Raw genomic sequence first — 19,454 nt, 5'->3', positions numbered from 1 at the left:
TCATTGAAAAAGTCTAAATACCTTTTCTCTTTTTGTCCAGTAATTAGACTGTTAAGTTAGTGAGCAAAATAAAATTTAAGATTGTACTTTAAGCTTTCAGGTATCGGCTTTCGGCGGTGGGCTTTGGGAAAAATGCATGTCTGTGGTCGTTAAAAACATTTTAACACTCTTTGCCTTGTGCCTGTTGCCTTGTCCCTAAACTAAAAAACTTAAATCTTATTTTGCACTAATGCTTAACTACTAACGATTTTCTACTTAATACTCAAAATAAAATTTAATTTTTGAACTTACAGCTTTCAGCTTTGGAATTCGGCAAAAACGTATCTCATGTTACTAAAAAACAACTTATCACTCTTTGCCTTGTGCCTGTTACCTCAAATACATAAATTAAATCTAATTTATTTCAACAATTGGTATACAATAAACGCCGATACATACGCTAGAGTAGTCATATATACCAACTGAATAGCTGGATAACGCCATGATTTTGTTTCACGGTAGGTTGTAGCCAGAGTACTCATACATTGCATAGCAAAGGCATAAAAAATCATGAGCGAAAAGCCTAACGCAGCATCGTACATGGGTTTGCCTGTTTCGGGATTGATTTCGGCACGCATACGATTCATGACTGTTGTGTTTTCATCATCAACTTCACCGCCTAAACTATAAATAGTTGACATCGTACCTACAAATACCTCACGTGCAGCAAAAGAGGTTAGTAAGGCTATACCGATTTTCCAGTCATATCCTAACGGCTTAATGGCTGGTTCGAGAACCTTACCAAAATGACCAGCATAAGAGGATTCCAGTTTTTGCGCAGCAATTTTATTTTCTAATTCGGCTCCTGTTAAAGTTGGATTTTCGGTTTTTACTTTTTGCTCAGCTTCTTGCATGGCGTTGCCTGGTCCATAGCTAGCCATTACCCAAAGTACGATTGAAATGGCAACGATAATTTTACCTGCTTCAAATACAAATGCTTTGGTTGAGTTTAGCAAAGAAAGCATAATGTGTTTGAAACGAGGACCTTTGTAAGAAGGAAGTTCCATGATGAAATAACTTCTTTCTTTGGCTTTTAACACTACTTTCAAAATCCAAGCCGAAAGAATCGCCATCCCAAAGCCTAATAAATACAAACCAAATAAGGCAACCCCTTGCAAACTAAAAATGCCAAAAAGTGTACTTTTCTCAGGAACAACCAAGGCAATTAATACCGTATAAATTGGCAAACGTGCTGAACAGGACATTAATGGCGTGACCATAATCGTAATCAAACGGTCTTTCCATGAGCCAATGCTACGTGTACTCATAATGGCAGGAACGGCACATGCCACGCCCGAAATAAGGGGTACAACAGACTTACCGTTTAAGCCAAATCTACGCATCAATTTGTCCATAATAAACATTACTCTGGACATATAGCCTGTTTCTTCCAACAAGGAAATAAACAAAAAGAGGAATACGATTTGAGGTACAAATACCACTACACCACCAATACCAGCAATGAGCCCGTCTGTCAACAAATTGACTAATTGACTTTCAGGAAGGGTATCTTTGAGGTATTGATTGAGCCAAGCTACTCCATTATCGATAAGGTCTTGTGGATAGGCTGCCCAAGTAAATACCGCTTGAAACATCAAAAACAAAATACCTAAGAAAATGAAGTATCCCCAAAACTGATGAAGGAAAACTTTATCTAATCGGTCGGTCCAAGTTTTTACAGGCTCGTCTTCTACAGGTATTTGGTGCAAACATCCATCTACGATTTCGTTGAGCACAGCATAGCGAGAAACTGTCTCTTGAGCTTGGAATTTTTTGGAATTCCAACCGTATTTTTCTTGAAGTTTATCAAAACCTACTCTTTGTTCGGTATCAAATTGCTTCAAATTATCGTGTTCCGAAAGCCACAAAAGAGCATGGTAGTCGTCTGTATCACCATATTTCTCTTTGATTTCATCAATCAGTTCGGGAGAATATTCTACAGGTAGCGAGTCGTTAGAATTGAATCTTTGCTCAAGTGTTTTATTTACAGCAAGACGCAGACCATTGAGTCCAATACCTTTTTTAGCATTGACTTCGGCTACTTCTACATTGAGCTCTTTGGCAAGCTTGAAAGAATTGATGACAATTCCTGTATTTTCGGCTACATCAATCATATTGAGTGCCAATACCGTAGGGATACCAAGGTCACGAACTTGGCTGAAAAGTAGCAAGTTGCGTTTGAGATTAGACGCATCGGCTACGACAATCGCCATGTCGGGATAGTCTGGATGTTGAGGGTTGGCAAGAATGTTGATAACAACTTGCTCATCTACTGATTTTGGATATATACTGTAAATCCCCGGTAAATCTAGAATTTCGGCTTCGGTGCCAGTTTCCAGATTCCATTTCCCAATCAACTTGTCCATAGTAACGCCCGGGAAGTTTCCCGTTTTTTGGCGTAGCCCCGTGAGGCTATTGAACAAAGAAGATTTTCCAGCGTTGGGATTACCGATTAATGCTATTTTGGGTGATTTCTTCAAGGCTATTAGCAATTTTTTGGCTTCAAACTATTAACGTAAAAACGCAAAGTTTGTTCCTATCTATTCACTTTGTTATTGACTAGTACTTCACGTTTTTACGAATAGCAACTAATCAAAGTGTTATTATTTAAGCGACAACTATCGTTGAGGCTTCTTCTTTTCGCATTGACAAAACATAACCAGAAACCTTTACGGCGATTGGGTCACCAAAAGGGGCAATGTGTGTCATTGTTACTTGAGTACCAGGCAAGCAGCCCATTTCTAACAATTTGAGTGATAGAAGTTCGTCGCTAAAGCTCACAATCACGCCTTTTTCCCCGATTTTCAAATCCGCAACTGTTCTCATGATTACGCTTTCGATTAATAGTAGTTGTAATATAAAGTACAAATTTCTAAAGACTTAACAAATTACGAATTTGCACTTTATTTAGACTTATTCAAAACAAGTGCAAATAAACAAAGAGTTCCTTGTTTAAAGAAATATTTGCGAACTAAACCTCAAATTTTCTTTTTGATTATGATTTTAATCATTTCGAAACATTAGTTTTTACCTTCTATTTGTTCTATAAAAATCTCTCTCAGAAGTTGTATGGTGATTGTCTCAAAATATTACTTCCTTTTTGAGTTTGCAGTTTGTTTGTGTCGTAACTTTGCGGAAAATTTTGAAAAAGAGGTCTTGGTATTTAGCTCATCAATAGGATACCAAACGAGAGCTCGGATATTGACTTGATATGATAAACGAAATAAAAGCATTAATTGATAAAGAGATACGATTGGAATTGAGGCAAAAATATGCTATCAATGGCATGCTTTTATATATTGTGAGTACGGTTTATGTTTGTTATTTATCGTTTCGTCTAAAAACTAACCATATAGACAAGATTACTTGGAACACACTTTTTTGGATTATTATCTTGTTTACAGCCGTTAATGCTATTGCCAAAAGCTTCACACAAGAGCGCTATGGACGTCTTTTATATTATTATACCTTAGCCAATCCTGTAGGAATTATTGTTTCTAAGATTATCTACAACTCAATACTCATGTTGGTATTATCGTTGGTAGGCTTTGGGGTATATGCTCTTGTTATGGGTAATCCTGTGGGAGATGTTGGTTTGTATTTGATTGCGCTCATTTTGGGTGCTATTGGATTTGCCAGTACGCTCACAATGATTGCGGGAATCGCATCAAAAGCCGAAAACAGTGCAACATTGATGGCGGTGTTAAGTTTTCCTGTGATTATTCCGATGCTATTGATGTTGATAAAAATTTCAAAAAATGCCTTGGACGGTCTGGATAGAGGCGAGAGCCTTGATGAAGTAATGATTTTGCTGGCGATTGATGCCATTGTATTAGTGCTTTCGGTAATTCTTTTTCCGTTTTTGTGGAGAAGCTAGATAAGTAAGTTGATGAATGACGTGGGATAGGTACGGCTTGCTAATAACTATACGGCCAACTACTCAGCTTTTACTCAACATTCTACAAATAAATTTAAAAAATTAGAGAAAGTAAAAAAACTCAATGATTCAACATAGAGTTAATAAATGATAAAATGAAACAGAATTGGTATAAGTATTTGGCGGTATTGATGCTGTCCTATGTAATGGTTTGGGGTTTTTTGGGGCATATACCTCGCCAGCCTGTGTTGCACGAAACGGCTCGTAATTTGTATTTCCACGTGCCAATGTGGTTTTCGATGTTTGTCATGCTGACCATTTCGGTCATCAATTCAATCAAGTACCTGAGAAATCCCTTGACTGCCATTGACGATAAGGCAGAGTCGTATGCCTATACTGGAATTTTGTTTGGCATTGTAGGTTGTGCAACAGGAAGTATCTGGGCGCGTTATACTTGGGGTACATGGTGGACGAATGACGTAAAGCTCAATGGTGCGGCCATTGGTTTGTTAATCTATTTTGCGTATGCAATTTTGAGAGGCTCGTTTGAAGATGAGCAACAAAAGGCTCGTATTTCGGCTATTTATAACATTTTTGCGATTGCATTATTGATTCCTTTACTCATCATTTTGCCACGTATGACCGATTCATTGCACCCTGGCAATGGTGGTAACCCTGGTTTTAAGCCTATGGATACACAGGGTGCTATGCGTATTGTTTTCTATCCTGCCGTAATTGGATGGATTAGCTTGGGCTATTGGATTACAAATCTTCGTTTACGCATTCGTAAAATCGAAAGACAAGCAAATGAAGCTTAGATAAGTTTGGATTGGAAAGTTGAGAATGAGGAGTTTTGGTGGATTCATCATTTGTTGTCAGAACTGCACGCAGTATGCCAAACTATTTGAGATTTGGGATTTCGGAAATAAATGGTTTTCATAAACCTTCATGCACTCCTAATTTGTTACGTACCATTCCGCACTAAATAAGAGTTTACTTATTTCTAATTAATAAAAGTCTTTTACTCAATAAAAAGCCCTAAGTTTTTAACTAAAGGCTCCATAGATAAAATGAAAAAAATAGTATCATTTTTAACACTCATGCTAGTTACGCTAGCTTCTTTTGCTCAAGATAATGCTGCTGGTGAGCCTGAAATGGCTGACAAACTATATGCTGATGGACGTATTTATGTGGTGGTTGCGGTAGTGGTTACCATCTTTGTGGGCGTAGTGGTTTATCTAGTAACATTAGATAAAAAAATCTCGAAAATCGAAAAAACTCTCAATTCGAAATAAGCGAAATCTCAAAAAAGACGCATCAATAATCATGAAAAAAACACACATCTTCGGACTAATAATCATTGCTATTGCAGTGGTGATTTTGGTGTCAACGGGTACCGACGCTAGTACTTATGTTGACTTTGGTGTAGCCGAAAATATGGCTAAAGACGGTAGTGCAGAGAAGGTACACGTAGTGGGCAAACTTAAAAAAGATGCAGGTGGCAATATTACAGGCATGAGTTATAATCCTGCATTAGATGCCAATCACTTTGAATTTACATTGGTTGATAACAAAGGACGTGAACAGAAGGTTGTGTATGATGCTCCAAAACCTCAAGATATGGATCGTTCAGAGCAAGTTGTGATTATTGGTAATATGGAAGGTCAGGTTTTTAAATGTGAAAAAATCTTATTGAAATGCCCTTCTAAATACCAAGATGGAAATGTGGATTTCAAGGAAGTAGAGAAACCTGCTTCTAAATCATAATTCTGCAGTAGGCTGTTGCCATATAGTTTACAAAAACTTACTGCTTATTTCAACAGATACGACTTCCAAACTCTTTTCTTGAGCCATAGGAGTCGTATTTGTCTTAAAAATGCGTTAGCATTCAAAAATTAGGGTCTATCTCCCCAAACCCATTTTAGCAAGATGTTACATACAACAATCGGAAATGTGGGTCATTTGTGTATTATCCTTTCGTTTGTGACGTCGATAATATCAGCATTTGGCTATTTCAAATCACTACAAATTAAAAACCTTGAGGAGCAAGAATCTTGGAAAAAGTTTTCTCGTTATTCTTTTTACCTGCATGGTCTGTCGATTATAGGCGTCATTATTGCGCTTTATACAATCATTTATAACCACTATTTTGAGTATCAGTACGCTTGGTCTCACTCGTCGATTGCCCTTCCTGTGTATTATATCGTGTCATGTTTTTGGGAAGGTCAAGAGGGAAGTTTCTTACTCTGGATTTTCTGGCATGCGCTTTTGGGCTTGATTCTCATCAAAACTAATCGCAAATGGGAGGCGCCTCTGATGGTAGTTTTTGCTGCTGTTCAAGCTTTTCTTTGTTCGATGATTTTGGGTGTGGTATTACCAATTATTGATTTCAAAATAGGTTCATCCCCATTTTTGTTGATGCGCGAGGCGATGCCTGATTTGCCAGTTTGGCAAATGAATCCAAACTTTGTTCCAGAAGACGGACGAGGTTTGAATCCATTACTTCAAAACTATTGGATGGTGATTCACCCGCCAACATTGTTTTTGGGCTTTGCTACCACCTTAATTCCATTTGCTTATGCAATTGCTGGTTTGTGGCGTGGCGAATACAAAGAATGGATTCGTCCTGCTTTGCCTTGGTCATTACTTTCGGCGGCAGTACTTGGTATCGGTATTATTATGGGGGCTTATTGGGCCTATGAGACGCTCAACTTTGGAGGGTATTGGAACTGGGACCCTGTCGAAAATGCCTCGTTTGTGCCATGGTTGGTATTGATTGCGGCCATTCACTGCATGATTATTTATAAAACTAATGAGTCGGCCTTGCGTATTTCATTCATTTTGGTAATTACCACTTTTATATTGGTTTTATACTCTACCTTCTTAAACCGAAGTGGTGTTTTGGGCGAGGCTTCTGTTCACTCCTTTACAGATTTGGGGCTTTCAGGTCAGTTACTATTATACCTCTTGTTTTTCTTAGTCGGTGCGATAGCTTTGTTGATTTATCGTTGGAAAAATATACCAACAGAAGAACAAGAAGCATCTGTATATAGCCGTGAATTTTGGATTTTTATTGGAGCTACAGCTTTGTGTTTGTCGTCTTTTCAAATTATTGCGGCAACGTCTTTGCCTGTTTACAATAAAATAGTGGAGGCTTTAGGCTTTGTTTCCAAACTAGCTCCTCCTGCCGATGCGCCTACATATTATTCAAAGTTTCAGTTGTGGTTTGCTGCCTCTGTGGCTATTTTAACAGGTACTGGGCAATATTTTTGGTGGAAAAAAATCAAAAAAGAGAATATCTCTCAGCACTTTTTGACTCCAGCACTAGTGTCATTGATTTTGACTTCACTGGCTATTTTTGCTACAACCAAATTGGCATTAGGAGATTTCTTTAGTAATCCAACTTACATTGTATTGCTTTTTGCTTGTATTTATTCTTTGGTTACCAACGGAACTATTTTGTTTAATATCGCTCGTGGCAACTACAAGCTATCGGGTGGGGCTGTTACACACATTGGTTTTGCCATGATGTTATTTGGTATTTTGTATTCGTCGGGTTATTCCAAAGTGGTTTCGATTAATACCTCTGGCTTTGCGATTTCGAACAAAGATGAGGCATTTACCAAAGATAATGATAAAGAAAATAAAGAAAACGTCGTATTGTGGTTGAATACCCCACTAGAAATGGGTAAGTATACCCTCACCTACAAAGGCGTGCGTGTAGAAGGTCGTGAGTTGCCAGAGTATATTCGCCCTGAGCAGGTAGACATCATAGAGAATGACTTCCATGCAGTAGCTTTGCAAGATATCGAGCAGCAAGGCAAAAAGTACTATGCTAAGGGTGATACACTTCCTGTTTTTCCAGAAAATAAGTATTACGAAATAGACTTCCGTGACAAAGATGGAAAAGTAACAACTTTGTACCCACGTGCTCAAATTAACAAAAAAATGGGAAATGCTTTCTCTCCAGATTTGAAGCATTCTGTCTTGGGAGATTTGTATACTTATGTGGCATTGGCGCCAAATTTGGATGAAAAGGAGTGGAGTAAAACCGAGAAATTTGCCGTAGCCGTAAAAGATACTTTTTTCCTAAATGATTATGTAGCTGTTTTGGATGAGGTAAAACGTATCAATGAATTTGAAGGAAAACCTCTCGGTCCTCAAGACGCCGCCGTACAAGCTCGTATTTTGATTCAGGGCAAAGAGGCAATTCCACATGAGGTAAAACCAATTTTCGTGATTCGTGACGGTTTGGTGGCTATGCCTCCAATAGAAAACGCCGAAGCTGGTGTGCGGGTTAGGTTTTCGAGTATAGACCCTCAAACGGGTAAGTTTACCTTTGATATAAATACTACCCAAAGAGATTTTATTATCCTGAAAGCCATTGAAAAGCCTTTGGTGAATATCCTCTGGATAGGTACGATTGTTTTATCAATTGGTTTTGTGATGGCAACGATTCGTCGCTACCGCGAATTCAAATTGATGCGTGATAAAGGATTTTAATTTAGCATAAAATCATGACCAGAAAAGAAATATTGTTATTATCGGCAGCTTTAGGTTTTTTAATCATTTGGGTGCTAGATCTTCGTGCAGGAACACCGCCAGAGGTAAATACTTTTTGGACAAAGATTTTTTACCACTATAGCTGGCTGATGATGTGTGTGGGTTGTTTGTTTTATTTTCAATACACTAAACAAATCCGTTTGAAAAAAGAAGAACAACTTCATAAAAGTCAGAAAAAAGAGTCTTCAGAAGACCTTAAAAAGTCTCAACGTCTTGCTTTACAGAAGGGTAAGAAAAAATAATTGTATCGTACACATTCGTTAAGATTTTGTAAAAAAACTTACAGATGTCAAATTTTTAGGGAGAGCGATTTGATAAATCGCTCTTTCTTTTTGAAATTTGACCAAAATTATGCAATTTGATGTTTAGAGAAAGTGAGTTTTTCTAAACCATACCTTCGTATTGTGATGTATATTTAATCACTTGCGGTTGTCTAACTCACAGATATAGATGAACTTAACCAATCAAGCATCCCAGTCTATATCTTCTAATTCAAAATTGAAACCAATCCCCAATGGACTCCCAACAAGCAATAGGTGTTATATTATCAATGATTTTTTCAGCATTCTTTTCAGGTGTTGAAATGGCATTTGTTTCGGCGAACAAATTATACTTCGAACTACAAGCCAAACAAGGTGTAATTACTGGACAGATTATTTCAAGATTTATCAAAAATCCCTCAAAATTTATCGGCACGCTGCTCATCGGCAATACCCTGTCGTTGGTGGCTTATGGTATCTTTATGGAAGGGTATTTGCATCATCAAATAGAACATTACTTTCCGATTTTCGGAACGGGGCTTGTGCCTGGTTTGATAGCTTCTATTGTAGGCACTATTATTATTTTAGGAACCTCCGAATTTACGCCCAAAAGTGTTTTCTTACTTAATCCTGATGGCTTCCTAGAGGTTTTGTCCATCCCGATATGGATTATTTACACACTCATGTATCCATTGGTTTGGGCAATTGTGGGACTGTCAAGTTGGTTTATCAAGAATGTACTTCGTTTAGAATATTCGGAGGAAAAACCCGCCTTTGGTTTAACTGACCTCAACCATTACATGCAAAATCTTAATCGCAAGATTTCGACTGAGGAGGAGGCAGAGGTGGATACCAAAATATTTAATAATGCGCTTGAGTTTAAGCAAGTAAAGGTACGTGACTGTATGATTCCGCGTACCGAAATCGTAGCCATGGATTTGGAAGATGGTATCGAAGAACTCAAAAAAGTATTCGTAGAAAGTGGTCATTCCAAAGTGTTGGTGTACAAAGATACCCTAGAAGACGTAATCGGATACTGCCACTCTTTGGCATTGTTCAAAAAACCAAAAGATATCCAAAGCATTTTGACGCCAATCCCGATTGTACCAGAGGCTATGCCTGCTAAAGATTTGATGCTTCGATTTTCGAAAGAACGTAAATCGCTTGCTTTGGTTGTGGACGAATTTGGCAGTACTTCTGGTCTGATTAGTATGGAAGATGTAATGGAACAAATTTTTGGTGATATCGAAGACGAATATGATGATAATGAAGATTTGGTTGAGAAAAAATTAGAAGACAAGGTCTATCTTTTGTCGGCACGCTTAGAGATAGATTATCTCAACGAAAAATATGAGTGGAATCTCCCAGAAGGCGATTATGATACGCTTGGAGGTATGATTATTAGTATTAATGAAGATATCCCAGAGGTAAACGAAACGATTATTGCGCATCCGTTCAACTTCCAAATTATCTCTATGATGGACGCTCGCATCGATACCGTGAAGTTGACTATCATAGGTGAGATTGAGAAAAAGACTGAAAGCTTTTCGATGAAACATTGAGCTTGAGTCCTTGTCTAGAATAGGTTGCCCTCAAAAAGCAACAAATGATAGAAAATTTTAGATGAATTCTTAAAGATAAACAAAAAAGGGGATAGGCAGCTTTTGCTACTATCCCCTTTTTTGTTTATCTAAATTGAAAATATATCCTATAAAATAACTCTCAGAAGTGTTTGGCTTTTCATTTCCGTCTCATACCATTCTTTTACTGGATTAGAATCTTCGGTAATACCACCACCTGCAAAAAGTGTAGCTTGATTTCCTTGAATTTTCATCGTACGAAGGTTGACAAATAAATGGCTTTCGTCTTGAATATTAACAGGGCCCAAAAAACCACTGTAATATTCTCTAGAGTGCAATTCATTTTCGGCAATATAGCGTAAGGCTGGCTCTTTGGGCATACCACATACGGCTGAAGTTGGATGCAATAGTTCTGTCATGACAGTGCCTAATTGTGGGAAATTTACTTCATGTGTATTCACACTGTAGTCGGAGCGAAGGTGCATCAAATTACCTGCCTGAACGGTTTTTGGGCCTACTTCGTAGTATTCGCGAAGACGAATTTTTTTGAAGCACTCGATGATATATCTACTTACAAAAGCTTGTTCTTCGATTTCTTTGGAAGCCCAGCGAATTTCGGCAGGATGATATTTTTCTCCGTTTGGTCCTATGGCCGATTGCGTACCCGCCAAAGACATAGTTCTAAAAATACCTTCTTTGTCCATGCTGATAAGCGTTTCGGGCGTAGCACCTAGCCACAACGCTTTTTCTTGTGGCAAATAGACCAATGATACAAAGGCATTAGGATATGCCACACAAAGCTTATTGAAGGCTTCTACCACCTCAAAATTTTCGGGCAAAGTAATTTGCTTTGTTCGCGAAAGTACTACCTTTTGCATCTCACCTCGTTGTATGGCATCAATGGCATCAGACACCATTTCGGCATAAGTAATCTCGTTGTACAGGGATGATTCGGCAGGCGACTCAAAGTTTTTGGAATAGTTTACCGTAAAATTGGCCGTTGAAACAGGCGTGTCCTTATGTTGTTCGTCGTAGCTGAGCTGAACTTTTCTGAAAAACTCTTGGGCTTGTTCCGAGCTAGGTTGAATGTTGTTTTCTATCAATTGGTTATCCTGGTCGAAATGATAGTACAAATCTCCTTTTAGGAACTGTGAACCGCCAATAAAAGGACTCATGGCAAAGCCCGAAGGAAGCTCCTCTAAGTCGATTTTGGTTTGGCGAGTACGTCCAGATAAATCTATAAGTAACTGTTTTTCAGTGGATTTCGGTAATCTCCAAAGGGCAACAGGTAGCCCTTCTGAAATAGCGGTTTTCCAGAAAAATTCTAGTTGCGGCACTTGCGTCGAAATATGAGTTTCCGAAGTTGGAGTCATATTTTTAAAATGTTTATATACGTTTAAAAAATATGGTAACTATCTTGTTTTTAGATAGTTATGTAAAATTAACCCTCGGGGTGTTTTTACATTTTCAAATATAACATAATTTAGAATTTACTTGTTTCAAAAAAAAAGAAAAATCCAGCTACTAATTTCTTATTCTTTATTTTATATCAATTACCATGGTTGTTAATCTACTCACGCAAATCAGGTCGCCAGCTTCATTAGTAATTTGTGTTTCCCATACCTGAATATTACGTCCGATTTTGATAGGAGTACATTTCCCATAGACAAAACCCGATTTGGCAGATTTGAGATGATTGGCGTTTATTTCAACCCCTACTGCTGTTTGTTTGGTAGGGTCGGGCAGGCTTAAAAAAGAGGCAACGCTGCCCAATGATTCGGACAATACCACAGAAGCCCCCCCATGTAAAAGTCCCATTGGTTGTTTGGTACGGTGGTCTACGGGCATTTTGGCCACAAGGTAATCGGCAGTAAGTTCTACAAATTCGATGCCCAGATGATTAAGCATATTGTTTTGCCCCATGGCATTCAACTGCTCGAGGCTGTAAGAAGTATTAAACATAGTGAAGTGAATTAAATTTTTCTAAAGATAGAAAACCTTAGTTAGAGATTTGACCTATTTTTCATTTATTGAACCAAATCTAATTATCAAAAATCCATTATTAAGATAGCTAGCTATATTATCATTTTTTTAACAAAAGCTTACTTTTCTGTCAAAAATCATCTCTTTTTTAGTCATGAGATAGCATAATCACCTAAAAAATGTATTTTTGTGACAATTTTTCATAGCTCTATATTACTCCATATCAACTAAATAGCATGTCTAATACCCAAAGCAATATTCCTACTAAAAAAACAATTTACCTGATACGACATGGTGAAACAGACTTTAACCGCCAAGGTATTGTGCAGGGAAGTGGTGTAGATTCGGATTTGAATGAGCTGGGACTTGCGCAGGCTGAGGCATTTTTCCAGAGTTACCGAGATATCAATTTTGATAAAATCTATACGTCTGCTCTCAAAAGAACACATCAATCTGTACATAAATTTATTGCATCGGGCATACCTTGGGAGCAACATTCAGGACTAAACGAAATTAGCTGGGGCATTAGAGAAGGACGTGTGCCGAATGATATCGACAATGAATACTATAAAGTCTTGATTGATAGTTGGGTGACAGGTGGGGTGGATATGGCAGCCGAAGGTGGAGAAAGTCCGCTACAGGTACTTGAAAGGCAAAAACCTGTGATTGAGACAATTTTGTCGCGCCCGCACGAAGAAACTGTTTTGGTAGCCATGCACGGTCGCGCTATGAGAATTATTTTGACCATGTTGCTCGATAAGCCTTTGCACGAAATGGATACCTTTGAGCACTCAAACTTGTGCTTGTATAAGTTGATTTACGATTACGAAACTAAATCATTTTTTGCCGAACTCGAATGTGATACAACACACTTGTTTGGTCTGTAGTTTTGTAAAGTCTATATCTTGAGAAGCCCATCGCCATGGGCTTCTTTTTTGTTATTAATCACATAAATAAGGATGATTTTACTAGTGAAAAATCAGTAAATTGCTGTAAATTATATCTCAATACGATGTCAAGATATATTAATCCATATACCGACTTTGGTTTTAAAAAGCTTTTTGGCGAAGAAGCTAACAAAGAGTTGTTGATTGATTTTCTGAATCAACTATTACCAACTCGGCACCAAATTACGGAATTAGACTTTCGTAATGTAGAGAGCTTTGCTGAACTCTCGCATGAGCGAAAAGCAATTTTTGATATACATTGCCAAACTCAGAGTGGAGAGCGAATTATTGTGGAGATGCAGAAGGCAAAGGTTAATTACTTCAAAGATCGTTCTCTTTTTTATGCTACTTTTCCCATAAGAGAGCAATCTAAACGTGGAGAATGGGATTTTAGATTAAATCCTATTTACATGATTGCTATTTTGGATTTTCAGTACGATGAAAAAGAGGAGAAGCAAAAGTTTTTGAGAAGTATAAAATTAAAAGACCAAGACGGAGAGATATTTTACGATAAGCTCAACTTCAAGTTTTTACAAATGCCTCTTTTTGATAAGCAAGAAAACGAATTAGAGAGCCATTTCGACAAATGGGTGTACTTCTTGAAAAAATTAGAAAGCTTTGATGAAATACCAGCGATTTTGAGGGAACCTATTTTTGAAAAAGCCTTTGGTGTTGCCGAAATTGCCAATATGACTGCTGAGCAGTACGCCGAATATCAAGAAAGTTTACTTACCTACATTGAGGTAAAAGAAGTAGTCAAAACGGCCAAAGATGATGGGAAAAGAGAGGTTGCAACTGAATTAAAAAAACTTGGAGTAACATTGGAAATCATAGCACAATCCACAGGATTATCAATACAGGAAATATTATCGCTTTAGGAATAAATAGAATGACTGAAGCCCATCGACATGGGCTTCTTTTTTTGTGGCTGACTATTGGAGGGAACTATTGAAAATCGGAATTACTAATATTTTTCTACACCAAATCCAAACCTTTTATCATCTCCTGATGCCATTCAATGATTTTGTGGGATAAATGTGCTTATTTTAACTGTAATTTTAAAAGAATCCTCGCAAGCAAAGTAGATACCAGTTGTTGCCCTAAATAAAGTTTGGAATTAGTCAGAGTTTGTAGCCAACTCGTTTTAGAATGATGCCAAAACGATTATTTGCTTGTAGATTTTATCATAAATTTTTATAAATACAGACGCTCTAGATTAGAAATAATGCCAAGAATCAAATTATATTGGACGCTACAGATTGTGGGTTGGCTAGCATGGTTGGCCAACGAGGCCTTGATTTATGTAAACTCTTTTGGGTGGTCGATTGACTGGTTTATTTCGGCAGACTTAAATATTGCTTTTGCGATTTTTTTGACACATAATTTTAGAAAAGTAATCAAAAAGTATGGTTGGGTCGAGATGCCCATTCGTCAGGTAGTACCTCGTATTTTGGGCTCTGTGGTGTTGATGTCGATGATGATGGCGAGTATCAATATTCCGCTAGATGGTTACATTTTGCGTGAGCGCGAGCATGCTGATTTTTGGTCGATATTTTTCTTCATCCAGTTCAGTTTTAGCTTCATGAAGCCATTAATGATTTGGACTTTGTTTTATTATGCGTCTCATTATTTTGAAAGAAAATCAGAAATTGAGGTCGAAAAAGTTCGTCTTGAATCTTCTATCAAAGAAACCGAATCGAAGGTATTACGGGCTCAAATGAACCCACATTTTATGTTCAACGCCCTAAATAGTATTCGTGCACTGATTTTGGAAGAACCCGAAAAAGCACAGAAGGCGGTAACGCAACTCTCCAATATTTTGAGAAGCTCTTTGTTAGCCGACCGCCGTAAAACAGTTTCACTCTCAGAAGAATTAAGAACAGTAGAGGACTATTTGGCGCTCGAAAAAATTCGTTACGAAGACCGTTTGCAGATACGCAAGAATGTTTATCCCGAAACGCTTACCTGTCAAATTCCACCTATGTTGTTACAAACCTTGGTCGAAAACGCTATCAAACACGGAGTGTCCAAGCCAGTGAAAGGAGGTTTTGTGAGTATCGAAACCAAGGTAGTTGACAGCAAAGTAGTTATCGAAATTAGTAATACAGGCGTTTTAGAAACGACAGAGTCGGGAGGTTTTGGGCTTGAAAACACAGCACACCGTTTGGAGTTATTGTTTGGAGCCGATGCCAAATTTAAGATTTACCAAGCGTCCAAAGACGTAGTAACGGCAGAGATTACCGTGCCTATACCGAGTCAAGTAGTAGAAAATAAAGATAATCCTTTTGCCAAAATCACGCACATTGTACGAGGATAGTAATCCTCGGTAATATACTTTTTAAATATCCAACGCAATTACTCCAAAACCGAATGAAAGCAATTATAGTTGATGACGAAAGGTTAGCACGTAATGAATTGAAACGTTTGCTAGAAAATTTTCCCAAAATCAATATTGTAGGCGAGGCGCCTAATGCCGACGAAGCCATTCAATTAATTGATGAGCTTCATCCAGACCTCCTATTTTTGGATATTCAAATGCCCGGCAAAACAGGTTTTGACCTATTGGCAGAGTTGGATGGCAATGTTCCAGAAGTGATTTTTACGACGGCTTATGACGAATATGCCATCAAGGCCTTTGAATTCAATGCCCTTGATTATTTGTTAAAACCTATCGAGTTGCATCGTTTGAGTGAGGCTGTTCAGAAGGTAGAAGAGGAGTTTGAGCGCCAAAAGCAAATTTCTGAGTCGGCCAAAGAGGGTACAACTGTTTTGAGCGAAAACGATCAAGTTTTTGTGAAAGATGGCGAAAAATGCTGGTTTGTGCGTTTGGGCAATGTACGTCTTTTTGAATCTATGGGTAATTATGTTCGTTTGTATTTTGATGACCAAAAGCCTTTGGTACTCAAGTCGCTGAATGCCCTCGAAGAACGCCTTGACCCTAAAGTATTTTTCCGTGCCAATCGTAAGCATATTATCAACCTGAAATATATTCAGAAAATCGAGCCTTGGTTTTCGGGCGGTTTGCAAGTAACCCTCCGTGAAAGTGGCGACAAAATCGAGATTTCTCGCCGTCAAGCTATTAGATTTAAAGAGTTGTTGAGTTTGTAATAAGGGATAAAGGCAACAGTAACAAAGGCACAAAGTGATTTCTCTATTAATAGAACCACTTTGTGCCTTTGTCATTTTGTGCCTACTAACCCAAAATCCTTCCTCCGCCTTTATGATGAATTTCGGCTTCGCCCAATAGGTAGCCATAATGCTTGAGTGAATCGATATTATCAAATACTACCTTCAGTATAGCAATAAAGGGTAATGCTAATACCAAACCCGAAATTCCCCAAAGCTGACCACCCAGTATCAAAGCAATCATGGCTGCTAGTGGATTAATACTTACCTTTGAGCCTACGATATGTGGAGTAATAAAATTCCCTTCCAAAAATTGTACAAATAAAAATACCCCCGCAACTCCAACAGCATACATAGGAGAGTCCTTGGTAATTAAGGCCATAATCATCGGTAAAATAGAACCAATCATAATGCCGATATAGGGTATCAATAGCAAGAAAGCCGCAAGTGTACCAAAGAAAATAGCGTAGTCGATACCCAACATCCATAATCCAAGTGTGTTGAGCCCAGCTACAATCAGGATAACCGTGATTAAACCCAGTAAATAGCTTTGAACAACTGTGTAAATGCGCGTACATACCAAATCTATCTTTTTGCGGTTGCCACGACCAAAAGCTAAATAAAAGAAACGGCGAAAAAAGTCGCGGTAAAGTAAAAAGAAAAATACAAAAATAGGAATCAGCATTGCCGATGACAACGAATTGAGGGTTGTGCTCAGAAAGTTGGTGATAATATTGCCGCTATTTTTGAGTAAAGTCAATGACTGATTGCGGATTTCGGTAACTTGTTTTTTGCGACTGATATGCAGATTGCGCGAAGCCCAAGATTGTAATTCGTTGATAAAGGTCTCACCTTTTTTTTGGAAGGTTGGGAATGTGTCCGAAAAGTCTGCAATTTGTAAGGCAATTAGACTAATTACTCCTGCAAGTATGGCAAGCGTAACCAATAAGCATACAAAAATAGCTAAAGTTCGAGGGAAATGCCATTTTTCGAGTCGATGACACAAGGGGTACAACAACATAGAAAAAAGGACAGAGAACGAAATCAAAATCAGAATTTCTTGTAACAAGTACATCCACCATACCATAATAGATACCGTTAGAAGACCGATGAGCAGTTTGACTGATGTAGGTAATTTGATTTCTGATAACATAGCAATGGATTATGAAATTTTCGATGATATAGATAAAAGAGTAACACACCTCATAGGTCAAAAATACTTAAAAAACTGAAAATAGCTAGATTTATTTCAGGTTCTAAATTTTAAAATAAACATATTATGCTCAAACTTAAAATCATCTGGTTCTTATTTAATTTGAAGGCTTCTCTAGCAGGATATCACAAAGAAATACACCAGTTGGGTTTTCTGAAAGGAAAAAAATATTTGAAAATCGAGCGAATAGGAACTTTGCCGTCGGTTCTCAACGAAAGTTCAGGCTTGTTATACCGAAGCTCAGATTCTACCCTACTAAGTCATAACGACAGCGGCGGTGCATCGAGCTTATACCGAATAGATTTATCAGGAAAACTCCTCAGCACCTACCCAATCGAACAGGCTACGAATGTAGATTGGGAAGACCTGTCGCAGGACGAAAAAGGAAATGTTTATATCGCAGATATTGGCAATAATGCTCATCATAATCGAGCCCTTTGGGTATATCAAGTCATGGGGGATTTAGAGAAAGTTTTAATGAAAATACCAGTGCTTTATCCTCAAAAACAGGTAGTTCCAGATGCCGAAGCCATGTTTGTTGCCAATGATTCTCTCTACATTTTTACAAAAAATTGGCATCAATCAGGAACCGATTTGTATGTCCGAAAAATCAGTGCTCATACAGATACACTCCAACACAAAGCGCATATTCAGCTCAGAACACCTGTGACAGGTGCCGCAATTAGTCCAAAGAAAAATAAATTTGTGTTAATAAGTTATGGAAAGATTTATTATTTTAGAATTATAGAACGCCAAATAGACTTTTCGAACCCGCTTTACTGTATAAAATTCCCACACAAACAGACCGAATCTATAGCATTTTTAGATGAAAATGTAGTAATTATTACCAATGAACAGGGTGAAATGTATAGGGTCTGTGAGAATTAACAATTCCTTAATATTGAGATAACTAATTTTGTATTGGCTTTTGAGTGCAAGTAATTAACAGCCGCGTTACTTGACAACAATAACATTAAGGTAATTTTTATTTAATTTATGATTCATTTCATAAGGCCTTGATGGTTGACAAGCTAACGAAACTTTCGCTCAACGACTAATAATCAAATATATGAGCAATACGCTACCAACTCCCAAAATCCTTTTGGTCGACGACGACCCAGATATTATTGAGCTATTAGAGTATAACCTTACCAAAGAAGGATTTGATACAGCCTCGGCAACGGATGGAGTCCAAGCCTTGGAGGTAGCAAAAAAATTTAAACCAGATTTGATTTTACTGGACGTAATGATGCCAAAAATGGATGGCATCGAAACAGCTCGTCAATTGAGATTGCTTTCGGAGTTTAAAGATACTTACATCTTATTTTTGACAGCACGCGCCGAGGAATACACCGAAGTTGCCGCTTTTGATGTAGGTGCGGATGATTATGTCGTAAAACCTATAAAGCCTCGTGCTTTATTGAGCCGCTTAAAAGCTCTTTTGAGAAGAGATTCTCAACAATCCGAAGCGGAGGATAAGTTAGAAATCGGTTCGCTTTTTATTAATCGTGTTAATTACACAGTTCTTAATGAGGGTAAATCATTGGTGATGCCGAAAAAAGAATTTGAACTACTTTCATTTTTGGCACATCATCCCAACAAAGTATTCAGTCGAGACGAATTGCTAGAAAAAGTATGGGGTAGCGACGTTTATGTGGTAGAAAGAACGGTGGATGTACATATCAGGAAACTTCGCGAGAAAATACCTGAACACTATATCAAAACCCTCAAAGGTGTTGGATATATGTTTTCTGTAGATGCTTAAGTAAGTGGACAAAATTAGATTTTACTTGAGTGCCTTTAGGCTGTAAGTCTTAGGCATTGGGCAAAAATTCTTTATAATTTCATAAAAAACTAGCTTACAGC

General features: G+C 37.8%; 18 protein-coding genes. 13 read left to right on the top strand and 5 right to left on the bottom strand.

Going from position 1 to position 19,454, the window contains the following annotated elements; all coding sequences use genetic code 11:
- Nucleotides 1-398 precede the first annotated feature (398 nt).
- Complete coding sequence (gene feoB / locus ACOVQ4_RS19765) at nucleotides 399-2,519, bottom strand: ferrous iron transport protein B (RefSeq protein ID WP_421822328.1); 2,121 nt, start codon at nucleotides 2,517-2,519, stop codon at nucleotides 399-401.
- A 127-nt stretch (nucleotides 2,520-2,646) separates the two neighbouring features.
- Nucleotides 2,647-2,865, bottom strand: a complete 219-nt coding sequence (locus tag ACOVQ4_RS19760; RefSeq protein ID WP_421822327.1) for a FeoA family protein — start codon at nucleotides 2,863-2,865, stop codon at nucleotides 2,647-2,649.
- Nucleotides 2,866-3,250: 385 nt separating this feature from the next.
- On the opposite strand from ACOVQ4_RS19760, the gene ACOVQ4_RS19755 reads away from it, so the two are divergent.
- The 7 genes from ACOVQ4_RS19755 to ACOVQ4_RS19725 all read left to right on the top strand — a co-directional run bounded on the left by ACOVQ4_RS19755 (nucleotide 3,251) and on the right by ACOVQ4_RS19725 (nucleotide 10,301).
- A complete protein-coding gene (locus ACOVQ4_RS19755; protein WP_421822326.1) occupies nucleotides 3,251-3,916 on the top strand; it encodes a heme exporter protein CcmB in 666 nt (221 codons plus the stop codon).
- 155 nt (nucleotides 3,917-4,071) lie between these two features.
- The gene (gene ccsA / locus ACOVQ4_RS19750) at nucleotides 4,072-4,734 is read left to right on the top strand and encodes a cytochrome c biogenesis protein CcsA (RefSeq protein WP_421822325.1); all 663 of its coding nucleotides are present in this window, start codon (nucleotides 4,072-4,074) and stop codon (nucleotides 4,732-4,734) included.
- A 252-nt stretch (nucleotides 4,735-4,986) separates the two neighbouring features.
- The gene (locus tag ACOVQ4_RS19745) at nucleotides 4,987-5,211 is read left to right on the top strand and encodes a CcmD family protein (RefSeq protein WP_421822324.1); all 225 of its coding nucleotides are present in this window, start codon (nucleotides 4,987-4,989) and stop codon (nucleotides 5,209-5,211) included.
- A gap of 31 nt (nucleotides 5,212-5,242) precedes the next feature.
- On the top strand, nucleotides 5,243-5,683 hold the full coding sequence (locus ACOVQ4_RS19740) for a cytochrome c maturation protein CcmE (RefSeq protein ID WP_421822323.1): 441 nt from the start codon (nucleotides 5,243-5,245) through the stop codon (nucleotides 5,681-5,683).
- A 162-nt stretch (nucleotides 5,684-5,845) separates the two neighbouring features.
- The gene (gene ccsA, locus ACOVQ4_RS19735) at nucleotides 5,846-8,419 is read left to right on the top strand and encodes a cytochrome c biogenesis protein CcsA (RefSeq protein WP_421822322.1); all 2,574 of its coding nucleotides are present in this window, start codon (nucleotides 5,846-5,848) and stop codon (nucleotides 8,417-8,419) included.
- 14 nt (nucleotides 8,420-8,433) lie between these two features.
- Nucleotides 8,434-8,721 carry a hypothetical protein gene (locus ACOVQ4_RS19730; protein WP_421822321.1) on the top strand — a complete coding sequence of 96 codons (288 nt, stop codon included), beginning with the start codon at nucleotides 8,434-8,436 and terminating at the stop codon, nucleotides 8,719-8,721.
- A 272-nt stretch (nucleotides 8,722-8,993) separates the two neighbouring features.
- On the top strand, nucleotides 8,994-10,301 hold the full coding sequence (locus tag ACOVQ4_RS19725) for a hemolysin family protein (protein ID WP_421822320.1): 1,308 nt from the start codon (nucleotides 8,994-8,996) through the stop codon (nucleotides 10,299-10,301).
- Between the two features lie 146 nt (nucleotides 10,302-10,447).
- Here ACOVQ4_RS19725 and ACOVQ4_RS19720 read toward each other — a convergent pair whose 3' ends face one another.
- Both ACOVQ4_RS19720 and ACOVQ4_RS19715 read right to left on the bottom strand, forming a co-directional pair.
- Nucleotides 10,448-11,692, bottom strand: a complete 1,245-nt coding sequence (locus tag ACOVQ4_RS19720) for a chorismate-binding protein (protein WP_421822319.1) — start codon at nucleotides 11,690-11,692, stop codon at nucleotides 10,448-10,450.
- A 166-nt stretch (nucleotides 11,693-11,858) separates the two neighbouring features.
- Entirely contained in the window at nucleotides 11,859-12,281 is a 423-nt protein-coding gene (locus tag ACOVQ4_RS19715; protein WP_421822318.1) for a hotdog fold thioesterase, read from the bottom strand.
- 257 nt (nucleotides 12,282-12,538) lie between these two features.
- Here ACOVQ4_RS19715 and ACOVQ4_RS19710 point away from each other — a divergent pair, with 257 nt between their 5' ends.
- The 4 genes from ACOVQ4_RS19710 (at nucleotide 12,539) to ACOVQ4_RS19695 (ending at nucleotide 16,357) form a co-directional block, all read left to right on the top strand.
- Complete coding sequence (locus ACOVQ4_RS19710; RefSeq protein WP_421822317.1) at nucleotides 12,539-13,189, top strand: histidine phosphatase family protein; 651 nt, start codon at nucleotides 12,539-12,541, stop codon at nucleotides 13,187-13,189.
- Between the two features lie 125 nt (nucleotides 13,190-13,314).
- Nucleotides 13,315-14,127, top strand: coding sequence for an Rpn family recombination-promoting nuclease/putative transposase (locus tag ACOVQ4_RS19705; RefSeq protein ID WP_421822316.1), 813 nt, complete (start codon nucleotides 13,315-13,317; stop codon nucleotides 14,125-14,127).
- 347 nt (nucleotides 14,128-14,474) lie between these two features.
- Nucleotides 14,475-15,566: a sensor histidine kinase gene (locus tag ACOVQ4_RS19700; RefSeq protein ID WP_421822315.1), complete on the top strand. Its 1,092-nt coding sequence runs from the start codon at nucleotides 14,475-14,477 to the stop codon at nucleotides 15,564-15,566.
- A gap of 53 nt (nucleotides 15,567-15,619) precedes the next feature.
- On the top strand, nucleotides 15,620-16,357 hold the full coding sequence (locus ACOVQ4_RS19695) for a LytR/AlgR family response regulator transcription factor (RefSeq protein ID WP_421822314.1): 738 nt from the start codon (nucleotides 15,620-15,622) through the stop codon (nucleotides 16,355-16,357).
- An 85-nt stretch (nucleotides 16,358-16,442) separates the two neighbouring features.
- Here the strand turns inward: ACOVQ4_RS19695 and ACOVQ4_RS19690 are convergent, their stop codons facing one another.
- Nucleotides 16,443-17,528 carry an AI-2E family transporter gene (locus ACOVQ4_RS19690; protein ID WP_421822313.1) on the bottom strand — a complete coding sequence of 362 codons (1,086 nt, stop codon included), beginning with the start codon at nucleotides 17,526-17,528 and terminating at the stop codon, nucleotides 16,443-16,445.
- 126 nt (nucleotides 17,529-17,654) lie between these two features.
- Here ACOVQ4_RS19690 and ACOVQ4_RS19685 point away from each other — a divergent pair, with 126 nt between their 5' ends.
- Nucleotides 17,655-18,476, top strand: coding sequence for a hypothetical protein (locus tag ACOVQ4_RS19685; RefSeq protein WP_421822312.1), 822 nt, complete (start codon nucleotides 17,655-17,657; stop codon nucleotides 18,474-18,476).
- A gap of 181 nt (nucleotides 18,477-18,657) precedes the next feature.
- Nucleotides 18,658-19,353, top strand: coding sequence for a response regulator transcription factor (locus tag ACOVQ4_RS19680; protein WP_421822311.1), 696 nt, complete (start codon nucleotides 18,658-18,660; stop codon nucleotides 19,351-19,353).
- The last annotated feature ends 101 nt before the right edge of the window (nucleotides 19,354-19,454 follow it).

Source organism: Flectobacillus sp., assembly GCF_049240685.1.
GTDB lineage: Bacteria > Bacteroidota > Bacteroidia > Cytophagales > Spirosomataceae > Flectobacillus.
This window is presented reverse-complemented; position numbering and strand designations above follow the sequence as displayed.

What these genes read in the sequence shown, in the direction of transcription:
- ACOVQ4_RS19760 (WP_421822327.1), bottom strand. Translation starts at nt 2,865, where the DNA reads ATGAGAACAGTTGCGGATTTGAAAATCGGGGAAAAAGGCGTGATTGTG.
- ACOVQ4_RS19755 (WP_421822326.1), top strand. Translation starts at nt 3,251, where the DNA reads ATGATAAACGAAATAAAAGCATTAATTGATAAAGAGATACGATTGGAA.
- ccsA (WP_421822325.1), top strand. Translation starts at nt 4,072, where the DNA reads ATGAAACAGAATTGGTATAAGTATTTGGCGGTATTGATGCTGTCCTAT.
- ACOVQ4_RS19745 (WP_421822324.1), top strand. Translation starts at nt 4,987, where the DNA reads ATGAAAAAAATAGTATCATTTTTAACACTCATGCTAGTTACGCTAGCT.
- ACOVQ4_RS19740 (WP_421822323.1), top strand. Translation starts at nt 5,243, where the DNA reads ATGAAAAAAACACACATCTTCGGACTAATAATCATTGCTATTGCAGTG.
- ccsA (WP_421822322.1), top strand. Translation starts at nt 5,846, where the DNA reads ATGTTACATACAACAATCGGAAATGTGGGTCATTTGTGTATTATCCTT.
- ACOVQ4_RS19730 (WP_421822321.1), top strand. Translation starts at nt 8,434, where the DNA reads ATGACCAGAAAAGAAATATTGTTATTATCGGCAGCTTTAGGTTTTTTA.
- ACOVQ4_RS19725 (WP_421822320.1), top strand. Translation starts at nt 8,994, where the DNA reads ATGGACTCCCAACAAGCAATAGGTGTTATATTATCAATGATTTTTTCA.
- ACOVQ4_RS19720 (WP_421822319.1), bottom strand. Translation starts at nt 11,692, where the DNA reads ATGACTCCAACTTCGGAAACTCATATTTCGACGCAAGTGCCGCAACTA.
- ACOVQ4_RS19715 (WP_421822318.1), bottom strand. Translation starts at nt 12,281, where the DNA reads ATGTTTAATACTTCTTACAGCCTCGAGCAGTTGAATGCCATGGGGCAA.
- ACOVQ4_RS19710 (WP_421822317.1), top strand. Translation starts at nt 12,539, where the DNA reads ATGTCTAATACCCAAAGCAATATTCCTACTAAAAAAACAATTTACCTG.
- ACOVQ4_RS19705 (WP_421822316.1), top strand. Translation starts at nt 13,315, where the DNA reads ATGTCAAGATATATTAATCCATATACCGACTTTGGTTTTAAAAAGCTT.
- ACOVQ4_RS19700 (WP_421822315.1), top strand. Translation starts at nt 14,475, where the DNA reads ATGCCAAGAATCAAATTATATTGGACGCTACAGATTGTGGGTTGGCTA.
- ACOVQ4_RS19695 (WP_421822314.1), top strand. Translation starts at nt 15,620, where the DNA reads ATGAAAGCAATTATAGTTGATGACGAAAGGTTAGCACGTAATGAATTG.
- ACOVQ4_RS19690 (WP_421822313.1), bottom strand. Translation starts at nt 17,528, where the DNA reads ATGTTATCAGAAATCAAATTACCTACATCAGTCAAACTGCTCATCGGT.
- ACOVQ4_RS19685 (WP_421822312.1), top strand. Translation starts at nt 17,655, where the DNA reads ATGCTCAAACTTAAAATCATCTGGTTCTTATTTAATTTGAAGGCTTCT.
- ACOVQ4_RS19680 (WP_421822311.1), top strand. Translation starts at nt 18,658, where the DNA reads ATGAGCAATACGCTACCAACTCCCAAAATCCTTTTGGTCGACGACGAC.